The organism is Butyricimonas faecihominis, from assembly GCF_033096445.1.
GTDB lineage: Bacteria > Bacteroidota > Bacteroidia > Bacteroidales > Marinifilaceae > Butyricimonas > Butyricimonas faecihominis.
In genome coordinates, this window is record NZ_AP028155.1 from 332,609 (window position 1) to 354,214 (window position 21,606).

Annotated in this window: 14 protein-coding genes; 9 read left to right on the plus strand and 5 right to left on the minus strand. The window is 44.8% G+C overall.

What is annotated here, in order from left to right; genetic code table 11:
- The first annotated feature begins 5 nt into the window (after window positions 1–5).
- From R8806_RS01355 to R8806_RS01380, 6 genes are all read left to right on the plus strand, one after another.
- Window positions 6–2,306, plus strand: a complete 2,301-nt coding sequence (locus tag R8806_RS01355) for a bifunctional dihydroorotate dehydrogenase B NAD binding subunit/NADPH-dependent glutamate synthase (protein ID WP_124317077.1) — start codon at window positions 6–8, stop codon at window positions 2,304–2,306.
- A gap of 169 nt (window positions 2,307–2,475) precedes the next feature.
- Entirely contained in the window at window positions 2,476–3,012 is a 537-nt protein-coding gene (locus R8806_RS01360; RefSeq protein WP_164719680.1) for an RNA polymerase sigma factor, read from the plus strand.
- Between the two features lie 113 nt (window positions 3,013–3,125).
- On the plus strand, window positions 3,126–4,286 hold the full coding sequence (locus tag R8806_RS01365) for a FecR family protein (protein ID WP_164719681.1): 1,161 nt from the start codon (window positions 3,126–3,128) through the stop codon (window positions 4,284–4,286).
- 117 nt (window positions 4,287–4,403) lie between these two features.
- Window positions 4,404–7,844, plus strand: coding sequence for a SusC/RagA family TonB-linked outer membrane protein (locus R8806_RS01370; protein ID WP_317715748.1), 3,441 nt, complete (start codon window positions 4,404–4,406; stop codon window positions 7,842–7,844).
- 12 nt (window positions 7,845–7,856) lie between these two features.
- Entirely contained in the window at window positions 7,857–9,302 is a 1,446-nt protein-coding gene (locus R8806_RS01375; protein ID WP_167513945.1) for a RagB/SusD family nutrient uptake outer membrane protein, read from the plus strand.
- A 12-nt stretch (window positions 9,303–9,314) separates the two neighbouring features.
- Window positions 9,315–10,610 (plus strand): hypothetical protein, encoded by a 1,296-nt coding sequence (locus R8806_RS01380; protein WP_151412168.1) that lies wholly within the window; start codon window positions 9,315–9,317, stop codon window positions 10,608–10,610.
- A 157-nt stretch (window positions 10,611–10,767) separates the two neighbouring features.
- On the opposite strand, the gene R8806_RS01385 is transcribed toward R8806_RS01380, so the two are convergent.
- The 4 genes from R8806_RS01385 to R8806_RS01400 all read right to left on the minus strand — a co-directional run bounded on the left by R8806_RS01385 (window position 10,768) and on the right by R8806_RS01400 (window position 16,923).
- The gene (locus R8806_RS01385; RefSeq protein WP_124317578.1) at window positions 10,768–11,964 is read right to left on the minus strand and encodes an FprA family A-type flavoprotein; all 1,197 of its coding nucleotides are present in this window, start codon (window positions 11,962–11,964) and stop codon (window positions 10,768–10,770) included.
- Window positions 11,965–12,084: 120 nt separating this feature from the next.
- The gene (locus R8806_RS01390; protein ID WP_124317577.1) at window positions 12,085–13,290 is read right to left on the minus strand and encodes a C1 family peptidase; all 1,206 of its coding nucleotides are present in this window, start codon (window positions 13,288–13,290) and stop codon (window positions 12,085–12,087) included.
- A gap of 126 nt (window positions 13,291–13,416) precedes the next feature.
- Complete coding sequence (locus R8806_RS01395; protein WP_229782875.1) at window positions 13,417–14,370, minus strand: CPBP family intramembrane glutamic endopeptidase; 954 nt, start codon at window positions 14,368–14,370, stop codon at window positions 13,417–13,419.
- Between the two features lie 9 nt (window positions 14,371–14,379).
- The gene (locus R8806_RS01400; protein ID WP_124317576.1) at window positions 14,380–16,923 is read right to left on the minus strand and encodes an FtsK/SpoIIIE family DNA translocase; all 2,544 of its coding nucleotides are present in this window, start codon (window positions 16,921–16,923) and stop codon (window positions 14,380–14,382) included.
- Window positions 16,924–17,146: 223 nt separating this feature from the next.
- On the opposite strand from R8806_RS01400, the gene R8806_RS01405 reads away from it, so the two are divergent.
- Window positions 17,147–18,616, plus strand: a complete 1,470-nt coding sequence (locus R8806_RS01405; protein WP_229782876.1) for a trypsin-like peptidase domain-containing protein — start codon at window positions 17,147–17,149, stop codon at window positions 18,614–18,616.
- 98 nt (window positions 18,617–18,714) lie between these two features.
- Complete coding sequence (locus R8806_RS01410; protein ID WP_026207779.1) at window positions 18,715–19,575, plus strand: sigma-70 family RNA polymerase sigma factor; 861 nt, start codon at window positions 18,715–18,717, stop codon at window positions 19,573–19,575.
- A 33-nt stretch (window positions 19,576–19,608) separates the two neighbouring features.
- Here the strand turns inward: R8806_RS01410 and R8806_RS01415 are convergent, their stop codons facing one another.
- Window positions 19,609–20,121 (minus strand): RNA polymerase sigma factor, encoded by a 513-nt coding sequence (locus R8806_RS01415; protein ID WP_124318484.1) that lies wholly within the window; start codon window positions 20,119–20,121, stop codon window positions 19,609–19,611.
- A gap of 280 nt (window positions 20,122–20,401) precedes the next feature.
- Here R8806_RS01415 and R8806_RS01420 point away from each other — a divergent pair, with 280 nt between their 5' ends.
- Window positions 20,402–21,598 carry a FecR family protein gene (locus tag R8806_RS01420; protein ID WP_124316111.1) on the plus strand — a complete coding sequence of 399 codons (1,197 nt, stop codon included), beginning with the start codon at window positions 20,402–20,404 and terminating at the stop codon, window positions 21,596–21,598.
- Window positions 21,599–21,606: the final 8 nt, after the last annotated feature.

Here is a 21,606-nt window from a genome sequence, read left to right on the forward strand (position 1 = left end):
AGACTATGAATAAAATTTTAAGTAAGACTTATTTTTCAGAAAAAGTTGTAAAGCTGGAAGTTGAGGCACCATTGATAGCAAAGGCCCGTAAACCGGGTAATTTCGTGATTGTACGCGTGGGAGAGAAGGGCGAGCGGATGCCGTTGACCATTGCTGATGCTAATTTGGAAAGAGGAAGTATTACATTAGTGGTACAAGTGATGGGAGTCTCTTCCCGGAAATTGTGTGCTTTGGAAGCAGGGGATTATATCACGGATTTAGTGGGCCCCCTCGGAAAACCGACTCACATCGAGAAGGTGGGAACCGTGTTGGCTTGCGGTGGTGGTGTTGGTGTTGCTCCTTTACTGCCCATCGTGCGAGCTTTCAAGGAAGCAGGAAACAGGGTCATTTCAGTAATTGCCGGACGTAATAAGGATTTGGTGATTCTGGAAGATGAAATACGGGCTTCTTCGGATGAAGTGATTATCATGACGGATGACGGAAGCTATGGAAAAAAAGGTCTGATCACGGAAGGTATGGAAGAGGTGATCAAACGTGAGAAAGTAGATTTGGCCGTGACCATCGGGCCGGCGATCATGATGAAATTCTGTGAGAAACTGACTCGTAAGTATGATATTCCGACAGTGGCCAGTTTGAATGCGCTGATGGTCGATGGAACCGGAATGTGTGGAGCTTGCCGGGTGACCGTGGGGGGAAAGACCCGCTTCACTTGCGTTGACGGACCGGAGTTTGATGCACACTTGATTGATTTTGACGAGATTTTGTCTCGGTTAGGTGGATTCAAGGATGCCGAGGTGGCCAAATTGCATGATGTTGAGGTAAAACAAGAGGAATCCGAACATACTCATGGCGTGAGTGACCGGAACGAACCTTGGCGTCAGGAATTGCGTCAGAAGGTGGCAGGGAAGGAACGTACTTCTATTGAGCGTGTCCATATGCCCGAAACCGCACCGGAAGAACGTATCAAGAGTCAGCGTATTGAGGTGAATCAGGGTCTGACGGCCGATATGGCTATGCGGGAGGCTACCCGTTGTATGGATTGCGTGACCCCGACTTGTATGGAAGGTTGTCCCGTGGGTATTGATATTCCCGGATTCGTGAAAAACATCGAGAGAGGGGAGTTCTTGCAGGCTGCTGCCGTGCTGAAACGTACGAGTGCTTTACCCGCAGTTTGCGGTCGGGTTTGTCCTCAGGAAAAACAATGTGAATCCAAGTGTTTTTATTTGCAAAAATTGAAGAAACCGTCGGTTGCTATCGGTTATCTGGAACGTTTTGCATCGGATTTCGAGAGAGAATCCGGGCATATTACCGTGCCGGAAGTGGCCCATGCCAATGGAATTAAAGTTGCCGTTATCGGTTCCGGACCTTCCGGGTTATCGTGTGCGGGTGACTTGGCAAAATTGGGTTACGATGTGACCGTGTTCGAGGCGTTGCATGAAATCGGCGGTGTATTGAAATATGGTATTCCTGAATTCCGTTTGCCGAATAGCGTGGTAGACGTGGAGATCGAGAACTTAAAGAAGATCGGTGTGAAATTCGTTACCAACTTTATCGTGGGTATGACGGATTCCGTGGAGGATTTGAAGGCGGAAGGCTTTAAGGCTTTCTACGTGGCTTCGGGTGCCGGACTTCCCCGGTTTATGAATATTCCCGGAGAAAACTATAACGGTATCCTTTCTTCCAACGAGTACTTGACCCGGGTAAATCTGATGGGTGCCGATAGTGAAGATTCCGATACCCCGGTATATCGCGGAAAGAACGTGGTAGTCGTGGGTGGTGGTAACACGGCAATGGACTCCGTGCGTACGGCAAAACGTTTGGGTGCGGAACGTGCCATGATCGTTTATCGTCGGAGCGAGGAGGAAATGCCTGCCCGTTTGGAAGAGGTAAAACATGCTAAGGAAGAAGGATGTGAGTTTATCACGTTGACTAATCCGGTGGAATATATTGCCGACGAACGGGGACGTGTGAAACAGGTACGGGTGCAGAAGATGGCTTTGGGCGAACCGGATGCCAGCGGACGTCGTAGCCCTGTACCGATGGAAGGTTCCGAGTACACGATTGATGCCGACGTGGTGGTTGTAGCCGTGGGAGTTTCTCCTAACCCGATCGTTCCGAACTCCGTGAAAGGATTGGAAATTTCACGTAAGGGTACAATTGTGGTGAACGACGAAACAATGCAGTCTAACTTGTCAGAGTTCTTTGCGGGGGGAGATATTGTGAGAGGTGGAGCAACGGTGATTTTGGCTATGGGTGACGGTCGTCGGGCTGCTAAACATATAGATGAAATGTTCAAAGCGAACTAGAATAGAATTTATTGTTACCTATTAAAGAACGGGGCTGTCTAACTTTTTTATTGTTAGACAGCCCCGTTTTAGTTTCTCTTTGTGTGTAAAAGTTTAGTGTTAATTTTAGTTTGTTTCATAAAAAGTAGTAACTTGCAGCGGATTCGTATTTTTATTTATGGGAGGCTCTATGGAGATACCGATGGATATTTCGACATGGGATGATAAGTGTATGCAGGCGTTTATTCGAGAAAATGCTTCGATGTTCCGTGTGTTTGCTTTCAGGTATTTGCAGGATGAGGAGGCGGTGGATGATGTATTGCAGGAGTCTTACATGAAATTGTGGATAAATCGTTCGAAAATAGGTTCTGTGAAATCGCCTCGCAATTATTTCTTTTCTATTATAAAAAATACGATTGCGGATAAGCGAGACTATTTCCCAAAAGGTCGGAAGGAGCTGGTGCCTGCGGATGTTTCGGATGGTGGGCTTTTGTTGCGCAATATAATAGAGGCGCAGAGTATCCGGATGATTGGGGAGGCCATCATGCAGTTGTCGCCACAGAGTCGGCAGGTGATGCAGATGACGCTGGATGAGATGAGTCTGGCCGATATTGCTACGGCTTTGGATGTGAGTGTCAATACGGTAAAGACAATCAAGTACAGGGCTTTGAAACGGTTGGCAACCCTGCTTTCGCGTGAAGATTTTTTATTACTGCTGTTGTTTTGAGGGTGGGGAAGAGAGGAGGAAAGGTAAGATTTTCGGGAATATTAAAAAAAATTTTTAGATGGTGTCATCCTTTTTGGATGCACTTGCCGTCTATTAGGCAAAATTTAATTAAAATGGAAAGAACAGAAAGAATTGCGCAATTGATTTCCGCCCGGATGCTCGGTCAGGAGTTGACGGAAGAGGAGAAAAGGGAGTTGGATGATTGGTTGGGGGAGGAGCAGGCCAACAAGGACCTTTTGGAGGAGGTAAGGAGTTTGCGTGGGGTACGGCAGTTTGTGCAGTTGGAGCAGGAGGGATATGGGGAGCAGATGGCTGCGGCTTTTGCGGAGAGATGTAGAGGCGGGAAGAGACGTTCGTTGAGGCGGATAGTGCTTGCAGCGGTGGGGAGTGCTGCTGCGGTGGTTGTGCTGGTGGTGGGACTTTGGATGTGGACGGGAGAGGAAGGGAGGTCTTTGCCGGAGGTGGTTGCGGTAGTGGAGGATTCGCTGTCGATACAAAGAGTGGGAACGGTGTTGACTTTGGCAAGCGGTGAACGAATCGATTTGAAGCAGGAGGAGACGGAGAAGGCGGCCACGAGGCAAAGGGGAGAGCGGGTGATTCCTGCGGAGCGGATGGCTAAGGAACATCCTGAGGCATACCACACTTTGTCTGTGCCTGCCGGAGGAGAGTTTCAATATGTACTGGCGGACGGGACGAAGGTGTGGTTGAATTCGGATTCGGAATTGCGTTTTCCGACTTCGTTTGCCGGAGATGAACGGCGGGTGTACTTGAAGGGGGAGGCGTTTTTTGACGTGGTGAAGGACAGCGGGAAGCAGTTTGTGGTGGCTTTGCCGGAAGGGGATATCAAGGTGTACGGTACGCGCTTCTGCATCACGGATTATGGGAATAAGCCGATGTCCGCTGTATTGACCCGCGGGAGCATCGGGTTTACGACAACGGGGGGAGAGGAGGTTCGCCTGAAGCCTGCCGACCGTTTGACGTATGAAGCGGCAGAGGGTGTGTTGAAGGTGGAGCAGGTGGATACTACTTTATATATGTCGTGGATAAACAAGATGTTTGTGTTTAAGGGACAGCCCTTGGGCGAGATTATGGAAACCTTGTCGCGTTGGTACGACTTGGATTGTGTGTTCGCTTCGGAGGATTTGAAACAGGTGCGTTTGTCGGGACGGCTGAACCGTTACCAGAATATACAGGTGTTGTTGAAAACGTATGAGGGAATTGCCGGCTTGCGTTTCGAGATTGAGGGCAGGCAGGTTTTTATATCGAGGAAATAACCGGTGAGATACAAAAAATCCGATCCACAGCTACGACCCCGGAACCGGATTTTATGTGTTGAAGCCTTTTTTATAAACTTAACGCTTTAAAATTATGAAAAAAAGTTCGTATTTGGTGTGGAAAGTTCCACAAAAAATCGAGAAAAAGCTTATGCGATTATCATTATTGATTACCTTGTTGCTTTCGTGTGTGATGCATACGGAGGCGATGGCTCAACGGATAAGTATCCGGATAGAGCCGGATATTTGGATCAAGCCTTTCAACAGATTATCAAACAAAGCGATGCGCAATTGGTGTATAATACGGATGTCGCTTCTGCCATCCGTTGTAAGGGCGCTGTGTTTGAAAATCAGGATTTGAAGAAAATTCTGGATGAGTTGCTGGCGGATACCCGTCTGCGGTGTCGGTTGGAGAATGGAATCTATATTATAGATGATCGGCCAGCGGAGCAAAAGCAGGCAGTGAAGCTAATCGGTAAAGTGGTTGACAAAAACGGGGAACCGATTGTGGGAGCTACCTTGGTTATCAAAGGGACGACTGTGGGAGTGGCTACGGATGTGGATGGAAAGTTCGAAATGAATAACTTGTCAGGTGAGAAATTCGTGTTGCAGGTTCGTTTTATCGGTATGGGTATGCAAGAGGTGACCGCGTATCCTGATAAGTTTATCACGATCACTTTGCAAGAGGAGGTGAGTGAGATGGACGAGGTGGTTGTGGTGGGCTACCAGTCGGTGCGTCGCGAGCGTATGACGGGTAGTAGCAAGACCGTTACTGCCCGGGAAATCGAGGGGCGGGGTCTGACTAATATCAATGAGGTGTTGAGCAGTACGATATCGGGTTTGAATATGGTGAGTAGCGGGCGTCCGGGTGCGGATTCGCAGATTCAGATCCGTGGAATCAACTCCATCAACGGGAGTACGGAGCCTATCTGGATTGTAGACGGAATGCCGATGCAGGGTGAGATTCCAAATATCAAGGTGGGTTCAACGGATTTGCAGTCTACCATTTTTACGTCTGGAATCGGGAATATCGCTCCAGACGATATCAAGTCTATCACGGTTTTGAAGGATGCCGCTGCGACGGCTATTTACGGTGCGCGGGCGGCAAACGGTGTGATTGTGGTGGAGACGAAGAGCGGACTGGTGGGGAAGACCCGTTTCAACTTTTCGCTGAACTACGGTATCAAGGAGCGGCCGCGGAACAATATTGAGATGATGAATACGGCGCAGAAGATACAGTTTGAGCGGGAGATTTTTGCGGATGAAACGGCCTGGGTTTTTCAGCCGGGGCGGGTAATGGATTTGTTGCGTCAGTCAAGTTACGGTGTGATTTCGAAAGAGGCTGCGGAGAGTGAAATCGCAAGGCTTTCGACCATCAATACGGATTGGTTCAAGGAAATCTTCCGTACGGCAGTAAACCAACAATACAGTTTCAGTATGTCCGGCGGTACGGAAAAAACACAACATTACACCTCCCTGAACTTCCAAAGTGAGGTAGGAACGGAACCGAACAACAAGTACAGCAAGTTCGGGATGTCTTCCAAAATCACACACATACCAGTGGAAGCCTTACGGATTACAGGAAGCATCGGGACGACCCTAAAAAATGACCGGGCGACCGCCAGTATCATTTCGCCCCTGAACTACGCTATGTATGCCAATCCTTACGAGAGGCCTTACAATGAGGACGGTTCGTATGCCAGTGATATCACCTATAATGCCAAACAGAGTAGTATTCGTCCTGGATTGGACTGGGAGAATTTCAATATCCTGCACGACCTAAACAACAATACGAATAAGAACAGGTATATTGATGCCGAACTTCAATTGAAGATGGAGTGGGAGATTATCAAGGGATTGATGTTTACCACTCACGGTGTTTATAACATCAATTCGAACCATAACCGGATTGTGGAAGGAGCGAATACCTACACGAATTTCAAAAACAACTGGTATGATTACATCAGCTACGGGGAGGATTTGGACCTCGCTTTAGTAAAAGGTTCATTGAGAGAGGCGACTGCTTACAGTAATGCCTATACGTTCAAGAATACTCTGCAATATACGAAGGACATAAAAGATCGCCATTTTATTAGCGTGTTTTTCGGACAGGAAATATCTGATCGTACAACACAGAGTTCCTTTAATTACTCGCCAATTTACGACGAAGTACATAACATTATTGGTTTTCCTGATTTAACGGGCGTGAATCCCAATAATATTAATTTTGGTCGTTTGGGGAATACAGGGAAGGAACGCATGAAGATGTCTTCTTTCTTTGCCAATGCTTCCTATTCTTATGAAGACAGGTATATTCTGACGGGCGCCATCCGTTATGACGGTTCGGATATTATTGGAAACCGCAATCAGTTTACACCTCTGTGGAATGTGGCCTTGCGTTGGAATATGCATCGGGAGAAATTTATGGAGTCTTTACCTTGGGTGAATCTCTTGTCATTACGTGGTGGTTTTGGTTACACCGGAAGTATAGATAAAAATGCCCTTCCGTTTTTGGTGTATACCTTAGGTCAAAGTATCAATTATGACGGACAGAATGTTCCGACGAGTTACGAATTACCGAACCCGAACATCAAATGGCAGAAAAAGCAAGATATGAATATCGGTTTGGAAGCATCACTTTGGGACTATCGAGTAGAGTTGAGCGTAAACTACTATCACAATATTACCCGGAACGTATTGGATAAAAAGCGTTTGGCTACCTCTTCTGGTCGGCTTGAGGCAACGACCAATGTTGCCAACCTACATAACAACGGTGTCGAGGTGGATTTGGGTGTGACCCTCTTGAAGCGAAAGAATATCCAGTGGTTTGCTAAAATGAATCTGGCCTATAATAAGAATACCGTGAAAAACACTTTCTATAAGAAAATTGAGGATTTGCCAGAGCGGATAACGGCTGCCACTTCCAATAATTACGTGGAGGGGTATGCTGCAGGGAGTTGGTTTGGCTACCAGATGGCAGGTGTAAACCCGATGACGGGTATGGTGTTGGTGTACACCGGCAATGGGGACGCTACGTTGGATATGGGCCTGAATATTGAGGTGCCTAATTCGATGGTTAAGTATCTTGGACAGAAATTCCCTCCTTATGTGGGTGGTTTTTCAACTTCGATTAATGTGAAACAATTTGTTTTCAGTGCGAATTTCGAGTTCAAAGCAGGACATAAAATTATGTCGTTTACGACTTTTAGTGAGCTTACCGGACAGAACCGTCACGTGAATGATATCAACCGCTGGCGCCAAGCAGGAGATGTGACGAATGTACCGCGTTTGTCTCAGTCCACAAAGACGTATAATTACTATATGTTTGACAATCGGTTGGAGAAAGGAAATTACTTGAAGTGTGGTTATATGACTTTAGGGTATAATATTCCTCCTGCTTTCCTTAAAAAGCTCAGGTTCAGTACGGCGCGTTTGAGCTTTACGGCAAAAGACTTATTTACCTTGACGCCCTACCGAGGAATTGATCCATTGCTGATGGGTGAGTTCGGCTATCCGAATTCCCGAAAATATACGATAACCTTGAATTTCAGCCTTTAAATGAGAGAATGTATGAGAAAGATAATAGTATTGATAGCTGTAATGGCAGGCTTGTGTTCCTGTACTGATTATTTGAAGGTGGAGCCGTCTAATGTACTAGCGGTTGCCAATTACGACGATGTGAAAGCCTTATTAGGCGGGTATCTAAGAATGTATGCAGACCCGACTTCCACAACTTTGCAGGGAACGGTGGTTCCTTATCAAGAAAATGACTTTTGGACTTTCCTGCATCTGCTGACGGATGATGTGGATACGGACAAATACATACAGTCGTCTTATGGGAATAATAACAAGACACTTTTCGTAAATACGTTGGACTGGAAGAATTCGGAAACACCGGGTATCATCTGGCAGACTCTGTATCTGAACATCGGTTTTTTCAACACCATATTGGATGAATTAGGACGGGTGGATGCTTCTCGAGAGCAGGCAGATATCGTACGCTGTGAGGCAATGGTGTTGCGTGCTTGGCATTTATTCAAACTCTTACAATATTTCTCTCCCTACCACTCGGACAAACTGGGGATTCCGGTCAATTTGGATGCCCAACTAGTAGGTGATTATGATGCAAGACGCAAAAGCCAAAAGGAAGTTTATGGTATTTTGATCGACGAACTGACGGAGGTGCTGGAGTGCGAGACGAGTCCACGGGAAACGTATAATGTATTTTACGATAAGAAGATAGTAAATGCCTTGTTGGCTGAAATCTATCTGTTCAAAGGTGGTTCCGGTGCTGGTGAGATTACGGACTATGATCATGCTATCCGGCATGCACAGGCGGCGATGGAAGGACGGAAATTACAATCGCTTTCAGAGTATGTGCATTTTCCCGTATTCCCAGAAAAGGAGGGTGTGAAAAAGGATTATCCTCAGGGATTGTTATATGACAACCGGAGCGATCGGGTTTTGCAAAATATCTGTGGAATGCTGCCATACGTGAAGATGGCTGCGGCCGAGAGTCTGGTGAAGATGTATGATGAGAAAGATGTGCGGAAGGAAAATTTTTTCGACGAATCCGGTAATATTCTGAAGTATGCGAATGTAAATCCTATCGGCAGTTATCTACAATTCACTGTATACACATTTTTCTCTTATGCAGAAATGCATCTAATTGTGGCCGAAAGTTATGCCCGGAAAGGGGATGCACAGGCGAAAAAATGGTTGGAGGATTTCCAACGGTGTCGTATCTGCGATTATGATGGCTATAAGGGTAATGATGTCTTGCAGGAAATCCTGAACGAGCGGAGACGCGAATTCTGTTTTGAGTATGACATGCGCTGGTGTGATTTGATTCGTACGCAGGAGGGATGGACCCGCAATTCGTATGGAGATGAGGAGGAGGCAACCTATACGCTGGAGGACGGTGACTATCGTTTCTGTATGCCGATACCTTTGAATGAGGAGTTGCAGTACAATGACATTGAGCAGAACCCAGGCTGGGGATTTTTAATGGATTAAAATTAAAAAATTATGAAAGTATTGTTTCTGATGATATTGATAAGCGTTCTGGTATTTTCCTGTGAAAAGGCGGAGTATGAGTCGTTCAGAACGTATCCTGATGTTTCACAGGTAGCAAGGGTCAGTTTGTCACCCAACAGTCCTGTGCTGATTGCTGACGGAAAGGCAGAATTGACCTTCAAGGTGAAGGCTTATATGGGGGTAGAGGACACCCGTACTATTGAGGTGAAAAACGAGGACGAGGAGGTGATACTCAAAGACTCCGTCTTTACGGACACGATTGAAATCACTGCAGACCGCATCCCGCAGAATGAGATTAAAATCTACTTAGAAGATGGTACGCCTGTCAGCGAGGTGTTCACAACGACAGAGCATATGGGGGAGACGCTACGATTCAAAGCCGCCGTTTACGGTGTCGAGTCGGAAGTTCGCGAAGTTCGGATTATTGAAAAACCCAAAGTGAGCTTCGAACCTATTACGGTACCAATAATCTTCCATGTTGTTTATACAACGCAAGAGGAATACCAGTATGAAAGTATTGGTACGGATATGTTACAGGAAATTCTGGACAGGCTGAATAGAGTGATGAAAAATGAATTGAAAAACGCTCCCTCCTCCGTGGATCTGAATGTGACCTTTGTGTTGGCGGATATAGACCAGTACGGAAAGGCCTTGAAAGAAAAAGGGGTAAATCGAGTGAAGTTGAACGATGGTGAGAACAAGGATTTGTATATCAAGAGTAATTTGGTGTGGGACCCGATGCGCTATTTGAATGTTTGGATAGGAGAGGCAAACGAGTATACCATTGATGTGCAATTACCGCGTTATATTTTGGATAACGGGTCGTTTGTGCAGATGGCTCAGTATCAAGATTTGCAAAAGGTAAAAGATGTGTCTGATATTTCGTACTGGACTTACAAGGAAGTGGGTATCAGTTTAAACAAGAAGCATATCTACCGGATGGCGAATGCCAGCAGCCCGGATGCGGCAGGCGGTTCTGGAGATCGTTTCGAGACCATTATCGGAAAATTTTATGGACTTTATCCTACATGGAAGGATAAGTATAATGGTGCGTTGGATGATTTTTGTTCAGATACCTATACTTATTTCAGAATTTATTCCCGTCCCGAGAAATGGACTTACGAAGCCACTGCTACCAATAAGGAGCAGAAAAACGGACATGAGATTTATTTTGATTCATTCAATATCATGGATGAACATTCTTTCTGTTCGACCATTACTTATGAGCAGGCGTTGCGTATGCGCACGGTGATGGAGAATTGTCCTTTCCGTATGATGCGGAAGTAATTTTTTGGAGGGAAATGTTTACCCAATGGGAAACTTTACACTCTGGGTTTCTCTTGGGTAATCATAGGCAAGTAAGCTCCTTCGTTCTTCTTTATATAGAAAAAATGAGAGCGGGTATTTCAAACATACCCGCTCTTATTTTTCATATCGTTTAAAATCAACAAATTTCATCCAGTTTATCCGCCATGGCGTAGGCGATATTACGGCACGTTTCGAAATCTTCGTCTTTTGGGCAACCGCAAGCCTCGCAAGAAGGAGCAACCACTTCCCATTTGATTTTTTCAGCGAATTGGTTGAAACGGGGCATTGCTCCGCCAGCCCATGCTTTTCCGCCAAAGAAGGCCACCACGTGGTTCTTCACGCCCATGTGTTCCAGTTCGAACAACAGGGTTTCCATGGTTGGGAATGCGTTACCGTTGTAAGCGCAACTTCCGAGGATAACTCCTTTATAACGAAAAATGTCGTTGATGATATATGACGGGTGTGTTTTGGATGCATCGTGAATACGGATTTTCTTGATTCCTTTTTCAGCCAAGAAACGAGCGATTATATCAGCCATTTTTTCCGTGTTCCCGTACATGGAACTGAACACGATCACGACACCTTTGTCCGTGTCGTACTTGCTCCACTTGTCATATTTAGCCACGATGTCGGCAATGTGCGAACGACGGATCGGTCCGTGGGTAGCACATACCATTTTGATCGGAAGGCCACCGAGTTTTTTCAGTGCGGTTTGAGCCGGTTGACCGTATTTTCCAACAATATTGGAATAGTAACGGCTGATTTCCTCTTCCAAGTAATCCAGATCTAACTCGTCGTCAAAGATACCTCCGTCAAGCGTACCGAATGCTCCAAAAATGTCACCACTGAACAGGATACCTTCGGTTGATTCGAAAGTAACCATCGTTTCCGGCCAGTGAAGCATCGGGGCCATGTAGAAATTCAATTTATGTTTTCCAAGGTCGAGAGAATCACCTTCTTTTACTTCCATCAAGTTGTCACAAACCCCGTAGAAGTTTTTCAGCATGGGGAAAGTCTTGGCGTTACCGATGATTTTCACGTCCGGGTAGTGGCACAATAAAGCTTTGATGGCTCCGGTGTGATCGGGTTCCATGTGATTAATCACGAGATAATCCACTTTCCGCCCGTTCAATAACTGTTCGATATTCTCCACGTAGTCATCCATTTTGCTTCTTTCGATCGTGTCGATGACTACCACTTTTTCATCCACGATGATGTAAGAATTATAAGCAACACCTTTGGGAATAGGCCAGTAATTTTCGAAGATATGGGTTCTTCTGTCATTGACTCCAATCCAGTAAATGTCTTTCTTAATTTCTCTCGCTAGATTCATATTGATTATAATTTTATGTATTTCTTTTTCGCTCCCGCGAAATTATGAAAAAAAGGCCGTTAATCGGATGGATCAACGGCCTTTTTTTATAGTTTTTCTCTAACTCCTTATAGAGTGGATTTATTTGATTCCAAGTTTTTTGCGAATATCCTTCGGGATGGCATTCTTGTGAACGATGATGTTCATCGTTTTGTATTTCATGAAAGGTTCAGAAGCGTAGAAATATCCACCGAATTTATTATATTGATTCCAAGAGTTTTTCACGATATAGTAAACCGTACCGTTCTGGTCTTTCGCTTTACCGATTACGTGCATACCGTGATCATCGGTAGTTAAGTAGTTGTCGAACTCTTGTTGTCTCATTTCTTGAGTAATCTCTTTTTCAGGAGCCGGGCCTTGTCTGAAAGCATCCGGAGTTTGGTTCCCTTTAGGCATAGCTTCCCATTTAGCGATTTCGGCACCGCTCATTTCTTTCGTGTCGGTTGTCGGAACCACGGCAACTCCGGGTTGTGAGGTTTGGAAACCTCTTTCGCTCACGTCAGAAGCCCAAGCAAAGGTGTAACCGTTGTCGATAGCGTTGCTCATGACTTGTGCCAGTTCATCTATCGGTAAATTGTAAGACATTCCCCACAACCAGTTGTCCGGAACTTCAATTGCAAATTGAGAATAGAACGGGTGGTGAGTGAATGAAGTCAAGCTCACATAATCATCCATGTTCAAACCAACAACTTCGTCAGCGAAAGTTCTCGGGGTATATTCTTTACCTTTGTATTCGAATTTTTCGGGTTCTTCTCCGAGATAAGCATCTAGAATACCGTCAAAGCCTTTTTTCCAAGCAGTACTTAATTTTTTGTTTGAGTTTTTGATAACAGCGTTAACGTAACCTGCCAACACATCGTCGATTTCTCCGAAAGCGTGGTTTGGTTCACCGTAGTTCAATCCTTTGTAAACGTCCATCGGAACGATACCGTAGTTTTTGATCACGTGCATCACGTCACAGAAAGCTCCGCCGACAGCAAAGTTCATGCTACCGTGCAGGCGAACAAATTTGGTTGCTTTGTCGCTGTAAGCGTGTCTCACGATGTACATGGCTGAAAGATCGATTGGTTCTTTGCCCATACGGATCATTTCTGATTCAAAGAACGAAATTCCGGACCATGACCAGCAGGTACCTGCACGAGCCTGATCTTTTACAGAAGTTGCAGGTAATCTCTTAATATCAGTGAATTGGTAACCTTTCGGTTGATTGCTTTTAGCATCCTGAGCATTAGCCAAGAAAGACAGCCCAAAGATGAGAGCGAACATTAAAGATGTAATTTTTCTCATTTTTTTGAAACTTCGATTATAGATTAATATAATTGTTATCACGTTTTTGTTTACTGCCAAAGATACTATTTTATTGGCAATGTCATGAAAGTGACACGAGTATTAAGAAAATTTTAAGAACTTCTTTTACTCGACGACTTCCCGTTCTACTTTTCCCCACAGGTTGCCCTTAGAGAAAAATTTGTATTTCCGGTTACAAACCCAGAGGAAAATGACCCCGCAGACGAGCATCACCACGGTATCCATGTGCGAAGCCGTTGGTGCCATATCCTTGAACAGTGCGTGTGTTTGCAGGGCGGAGGCGTCATGTGTTACCACAAGGGAGGAAATGACGTTGTTGGCCAAGTGTAACCCCAAAGCCAATTCCAACCCGTCATCCCAGATGGCTACCAGTCCAAGGAGTAATCCCATCAGAATATATTGCGGCATAGCTACCCAGAAACCGAAACGATCCACTTCCGGGTTGGACCCGTGAAGTAACCCGAAGGCAAAACCGGTAAGTAATAGGGCTACCCATCTGTATTTGAAAAGTAGGATACTGCCTTGCATCAGATATCCCCGGAAAATAAATTCCTCGAATGCCACTTGGAAGGGAATGAAAATCAGTATAACGATGCACATCATGATGAAATTGAATGGCTGGAATTGGAACACGAGGTTAGACGTGTCTCCGAATCCGTATTGCGCACCCAGTAGGACGATGGTTAATATTCCCCATATGGCAGCCCCGAAGAACACCCGTTTCACGTCAAAACGATTTCGGCCCGTGAGTATATCCGTCGGTTTCTTGTGATGGAAATATTTCACGCATAACAGAAGTGCGATGACGCCTCCGGCGAACGTGAATAGCATGAGTGCTAGGCCCAGATTCGTGTTCGTGACGGCCAGAATGTTATTCGTCCCCCCGCTTAGTATTTCGGGATTCATGATGATACTGTAAATTACTAACGGGATTGACGCTACTTGTACTGCGGCAAACACGATAATGAGCGTGAGGATGTAAAAATACCATTTGTTGTTACCTTTGTATGACTTTTCTAAAAACATGACGTTGTTAATTCTAAATTTTAAATTTTCCATTTTAAATTTTTAAAACTCCACGGTTTTAAGAATGTGTTCCAAGCTGTACTCGTCGGGGATAAGTACTTGACGGGCTTTACTACCCTCGAATGGTCCCACGATGCCTGCCGCTTCCAGTTGGTCGATGATTCTTCCTGCCCGGTTGTAGCCGATGGAGAAACGTCGCTGGATAGAGGAGGTTGAACCCTGTTGGGTGTTCACTACCAAACGGGCGGCCTCTTCAAATAACGGGTCTTTTACCCCGAGATCGATGTCGCCACTCACCCCGTTTTCCGTGTCGGAAACATATTCGGGGAGTGCGTAGGCTTCCGGGTAACCCTGTTGATCCGCGATGAATTTCGTGATGGCATCTACTTCCGGGGTATCGACGAAGGCACATTGTACACGTACCATCTCGCTATCCTTGGAAATCAACATATCCCCGCGGCCGATCAACTGGTTGGCTCCCGGTGAGTCCAGAATAGTGCGGGAGTCGATCATGGAGGCCACCTTGAAGGCTATTCGTGCCGGGAAGTTGGCCTTGATCACTCCGGTGATGATGTTCGTGGAAGGTCGTTGCGTGGCAATGATCATGTGAATCCCGACGGCACGGGCCAGCTGTGCGATACGAGCAATCGGTTGTTCTACTTCTTTTCCCGCAGTCATGATCAAGTCGGCAAACTCGTCCACCACTACTACAATATAAGGTAGATAACGGTGACCGTTGTTCGGGTTCAGTTGCCGTTTCACGAACTTCTCGTTATATTCTTTGATGTTTCTCACGTGAGCTTGTTTCAACAGATCGTAGCGGCTATCCATCTCGATGCAGAGAGAATTGAGCGTGGCTACTACTTTGTCATTATCGGTAATGATAGCTTCCTCTGCATCCGGTAACTTCGCCAAGAAATGTTTTTCGATGACGGAATAGATGCTTAACTCCACCTTTTTCGGGTCTACCATCACGAATTTCAATTGTGACGGGTGTTTTTTGTACAAGAGCGATGTGATAATGGCATTCAAGCCCACGGATTTACCTTGTCCCGTGGCTCCGGCTACCAGCAAGTGGGGCATTTTTGCCAGATCGAACGTGTAAGGTTCATTCGAGATGGTTCGTCCCAGTGCCACCGGAAGGGCATATTTGGATTCTTGGAATTTCTTGGATGCGATGATTCCCCGCATGGAAACGACTTCCGGATTCTGGTTTGGCACTTCAATACCGATGGTTCCGGCTCCGGGGATCGGGGCGATGATACGTATGCCCAAGGCTGATAGGCTTAACGCGATGTCATCTTCGAGATTCTTGATTTTCGAAATTTTTATACCGGGAGCGGGGACAATTTCGTATAACGTGACTGTCGGCCCGATGGTCGCTTTGATTTTGGTGATCTCTATTTTATAATGGCGCAATGTCTCGATAATCGTGTTTTTATTCTCTTCGAGTTCTTCCGCTGTTACTTTTTGTGAACCGGAAGAGTGTTCTTCCAGTAATTCCAGCGGGGGATATTGATAATTCGATAAATCGAGAGTCGGGTCGTACTCCGTGTCCGGCATCAAGTTTTTGGTTAATTGCTCTTCCAGCTTGTCTGCCATAACAGTCAATTCGATATCGTCATTGGTGAGCGGGAGAGTATCTTCTCTGTGTTCATCTTGATTTTCGGGGTTCTTGTCCACGGATAAATCGAAGTGATGTTCTGTCGTGAATTCCTCTTCCGGATCATGCAATTCCTGTTTTTCTGATTCATCCGGATCGGTCGTGTCAAACTCGTGACGGGGGAAAAGTTCATCTTCAACAGGCGGAACCGTTTCGATATCCAATTTCTCTTTTTCTTCGGTATCAATGTCCTCTTCTTTTTCTTGCAGGTCTTCCGGCTCTTCTGTTTTTGCCATTTCTTCTCGTTTCCGGGCAAGAGCGGCTTCTCGTGCCAAGGCCCTTTCTTCCTTGAGTTGAGCCCGACGAGCGAAGTAATTCTTGATCATGGTCACGCATTTGTTGAAAGCGTTTTCGAAACCAAAGAAAAGAATGGCAGCAAACGAAACAATCAACAGGAAGAATGAGCCAATCTCTCCGATAAACGAGTTAAGCCAAAAACACACGAAATAACCGTGAGCCCCGCCCGGGAATACGTATCCTGTGGGTAAGAACGTGAAAATATATCCCAATAACAAGGAACACCAGATGATTAGAACAAAGCTGATGATGATCTTTTTCCCGAATTTCTTGATATCCCGTCCGGCAATACGCAGCCCGATGATAAATAGCAAGTAGCAGAATATGAATGACGAAACTCCGAACCACCGGTTTATGAGCAAATCGGAAAGAAACGCTCCTAGTTTGCGTCCCGGGTTTCCGACAACAATATCCGGGTTGGTCATTAATTCCCGGGTCTCTTTATCGATCAGACTCTGGTCCATGCCACCGGTGAAAAAGAAACCGACGAGGGACACCAGCAGGTAAATGGAAAATAGCATAAAAATCAGCCCAACAACTACACGTGTCCGGGGATCCTTCAGAAAATTAAAGGAATAGGGGGTACGTGTTTTACCACTCTTTTTATTGTTTATACGTGTTATCATGTAAATTGAAATTATCGAAATCGCAGGTACAAATATACAAAATGTAAAATTTAGAATTTAGGATTTGGAATGAAAAGATTTTGGCACGTCTCAAAACATAGTTAAGGTATATTAATTAAGAATTTCTTAATAGTCAGTTGGCAAGGATATTGCTAATATTGTAATATACAAACAAAATGTGGATACTTTACGTTTAATCTATAAAGGAGATAAAGATATGGCAATGAGAAAATCATTTTTAAATTTAGGACTGGGGGTTGTTGGCGGTTGCCTTGCTTTCGTGGCGATAGATGCCATTCGAGGGGAAAGTGCTGCACCGGTTTCACAATTGGAAATTGCATCTCCAGCGGCGGTTCGTCCTGTTTCACTTGCGTCTAACACGGCTCTTCCTGTTGGGGGAGCGGGTAGCGTGGATTTGAGGGAGGCTGCCAAAAAGACAGTTCCGGCTGTTGTTCATGTCAAAACAGTACAAATGGGACGGGAATATATAGGTAACCCACTATTGGAGTTTTTTTACGGTTATGCCCCGCGTACACGGGAAACCCCGCAAAAAATGGGTATTGGGTCGGGTGTAATTGTCTCTGAGGACGGGTATATTATCACGAATAATCACGTGATCGACAAGAGCGACAAGATTACGGTGACCTTAGATAACAAGACGGAATACGAGGCCAAGGTAATCGGGACAGATCCTAGCACGGATATTGCTTTATTAAAAGTAGAAGCAAACGGACTTCCTTATCTGGAGTACGCGAATTCGGATGACGTGGAGTTGGGAGAGTGGGTTTTGGCCGTGGGTAACCCGTATAATTTAACCTCAACGGTTACAGCAGGAATTATCAGTGCCAAAGCGAGAGAGTTGGGGATAAACCGGAGCCAGATGAGTCTGGAGTCATTCTTGCAGACAGATGCCGCAGTGAACCCCGGTAATAGTGGGGGAGCGTTGGTGAATGCCAAGGGTGAGTTGATTGGGATCAATACGGCAATTGAATCCCCGACAGGCTCTTACTCGGGTTACTCGTTTGCCGTACCTTCGAATATTGCCCGTAAAATTGTCGGGGATTTGAAGGAGTTTGGTACGGTTCAGAGAGCGATGATGGGAATATCCATGTGGAGAGACGAGTTGACGCCTGCTGTGGCGAAAGAGCTGGGAACGGATGAAGTGAGCGGAATATATGTATATGAGGTGATACCTAACGGGGCGGCAGCTAAAGCCGGAATAAAGAAAGGAGATGTAATCAAACGCATAAATGGTATCGAGATAAAGACAAGACCGGAGTTCCAAGGACAGTTGGCTAAATATCACCCGGGAGCGACTATTTCCGTGACTGTGAGCCGTGGAGGAAAATTAAAGGATTTGGATGTGGTACTCCAGAACACGTATGGTGATGTTGCCTTGGTGGATAAGAATTATACCGGAATACTGGGAGCCACGGTGGAGCCGTTGAGTCGGGAGGACCGTTATCGCTATCGCTTGAACGGGGGTGTGAAAATTATAGATATAAAGAATGGCCCTTTTAAAGCGATTGGTCTGGATGAAGGATACATTATCGTGAAAATTAATAACACGGTGATTTATGATAAAGACGATTTGGTACGGGCGCTGAAAGCGGCAGAAAATGAGGGTGTTCTTGTGACAACTATCTCGCCGCGAGGACGTGTCGAGTACTACGCTTTATCTTTACAGAATTAAAAAACGTTAATATTGGAAAGGTGTCGATTTTAACATATTGGTTTATGGATAAATTGTTCTACCTTTGCGACATATTTGGGGGAGAATATTAGAAGACTATGAGACAGCTAAAGATAACAAAATCTATAACGAACAGAGAGAGTGCTTCTCTTGACAAGTACTTGCAAGAGATTGGTAAGGAGGATTTGATTACGGTTGAAGAGGAAGTTGAGCTTGCCCAGCGAATCCGGAAAGGGGATCAACGGGCTTTGGAGAAACTGACTCGGGCAAACCTTCGTTTCGTGGTATCTGTTGCAAAACAATACCAGAATCAGGGATTAAGCCTTCCGGACCTTATCAACGAGGGGAATTTGGGTTTGATTAAAGCAGCAGAGAAGTTTGACGAAACGAGGGGATTCAAATTTATTTCTTATGCCGTATGGTGGATTCGCCAATCTATCCTGCAAGCATTGGCAGAACAATCGCGTATTGTACGTTTGCCATTGAATCAAGTTGGATCTTTGAATAAAATCAATAAAGCATTTTCTCGTTTCGAACAAGAGCATGAGCGTCGTCCGTCACCGGAAGAGTTGGCAGAGACTTTGGATTTACCGGCTGAAAAAGTTGCCGATACTTTGAGAGTGTCCGGCCGTCATATTTCCGTGGATGCACCTTTCGTTGAGGGGGAAGACAACAGCTTGCTCGATGTGTTGGTAAACGATGATTCTCCTGTTGCGGACAAGACGTTAATTAACGAGTCCTTGTCAACGGAAGTAGAGAGAGCATTGGCTACATTGACCGAAAGAGAACGTGATATTATTCGTTTGTTTTTCGGTATCAATTGCCAAGAAATGACATTGGAAGAAATTGGAGAGAAGTTCGGGTTAACCCGTGAACGTGTTCGCCAAATCAAGGAAAAGGCTATTCGTCGTCTACGACACTCTTCTAGGAGTAAGCTATTAAAAACTTATTTAGGATAAATGAAAAGCGCCGATCGGCGCTTTTCATTTATCCTAAAGGATTGTAACAAGTTCTGGATGGGAATCGAAATATTCTCTCAATTTGCGAATAGCGGCATATTTAAGAGTCTTTATCGTGTTCACGGAAACTCCCATGACTTGAGAGATTTCCTTGTTTTCGTATCCTGACAGGACAAGACGCATGATCCTAGCACTCTGTGTGGGAAGCTGGTTAATGGCTTGGATAAGTAGTTGATTGGTTTCTTCTGCGATTAGTAGGTTGAGAACATGGGAATCTTCACTTGTTTCGATTTCTAGTTTCGATATTCTTTTGTTTTCCCGTTCCACACCTCGCAAATAGTTCAATGCTTCGTTTTTAATCATTGTGTAAAGGAAATTTTCAATAAATCTTATTTCCAAGTCTTCTTTGTTTTGCCAGAATTTGATGATAACCTCTTGTGTGATATCTTGTGCAAGATCTTGTGAGCCAATAAAGTGAAATGCCGTGGCACACATGAAGGAATAGTATGTGCGAATGAAAATTTCTAATTGTTGAATTTCTTTCATATCTCATTAATAGTTCGTTTAATGATATTAAAATTTATTGAAAACCATATTTTTTATCCCATCTATAACACTTTCTTTATAAGCCGTTTAAAACCATTCGAATTTAAGGAAGGACCTATCTTGTGTCAAGAATTTCGATTCTCATTAAACGAAGGTTAATTCATATTGAGAGTGCAAGTATAAGAATAATATTTTCTAAAAAATAATTTTCGAAATTATTATTACTTTCATTCATCCCTCTCGTTGTTTAGTGGTGTCTATATATAAAAAGAGAAAACTTATGACGCATAGTAGGGCTCAAATGCTGGCGCGGATAATTATCCGTGTGAAATTAGGAATTGCTTCTTTGGAAGAAAGAGAGAAATTGTTGGCTTGGTTAGATGAGAGCGAGGAAAATCGTCAATTACACAAGGATATTATTCGGGGTAAATGTATAGCGGAAAGGTTGAGGCTTGAAGATGAGATTAACGAGACGACTGATTTTAAACAAGTATACGGGAAAGTTTATAAACGTTTAACAACGAGAGGTGAAAAACAGAAGTTGTTTATTCGGATAGGTATAGGAGGAGTTGTTGCCGCATGTCTGTGTGGTGTGGCATTAGTTATTTCTTCATTATGGTTGGGAAAAGGAAAAGACAGGATAGAGGAAAATATTGTTTCTACCGTGCGACATGAAAAAGTGATGTTAGTATTGGAGGATGGCAAACAGATTGGATTATCGACTGGTGTTCCGGATCGAATTGACCTTGCGCAGGCTACTCTGGTGGGTGAGGTCGGGAGATTGTCATACGAGCCAAGACCGGATTCTATGTCATTAAGGGAAGTTAGACACAAAATATACACGATGGCGGGGGGAGATTATTCATTAGTGCTGGGTGACGGAACGCGTGTGTGGCTAAATGCTGAATCGGAACTGGAATATCCAGTACAATTTGTTGGAAAAGAACGAGTTGTAAAATTAAAGGGGGAGGCTTATTTCGAGGTGATGCATGATTCGGTCAAACCGTTCATCGTGGAGGCAGCCGGGACTAGAACCCGTGTCATGGGGACATCTTTTAATATAGGAGCTTATGATGATGAGAATATTGTTTATACCACGTTGCTATCGGGAAGGGTTGAGGTGAGTCTGACAGGAAAGGATGGGGTGAAACCTATAATTTTAAATCCGGGTGAACAATCCTTGTGGTCAAAAGGAAAGGGCGAGTTTACGATGAAGAAGGTAAACACGGAGGATGTTATTGCTTGGCGGTATGGAATTTTTGTGTTCAACGAGGATGACATAGAGATCGTAACTCGGGTTTTATCCCGCTGGTACGGGACTAAATTCGTATTTGACAGAGAATGCACGGGAAAACATTCGTTTAGTGGGAAAATGAGTAAAGATGAGAAACTCGAATCTATATTGAAAATACTGACCTTGGCCGGAGGACCGGAATTTAAGGTTGAAAAAGATATCGTACATGTAATTGAAAAATAAAAAACCGG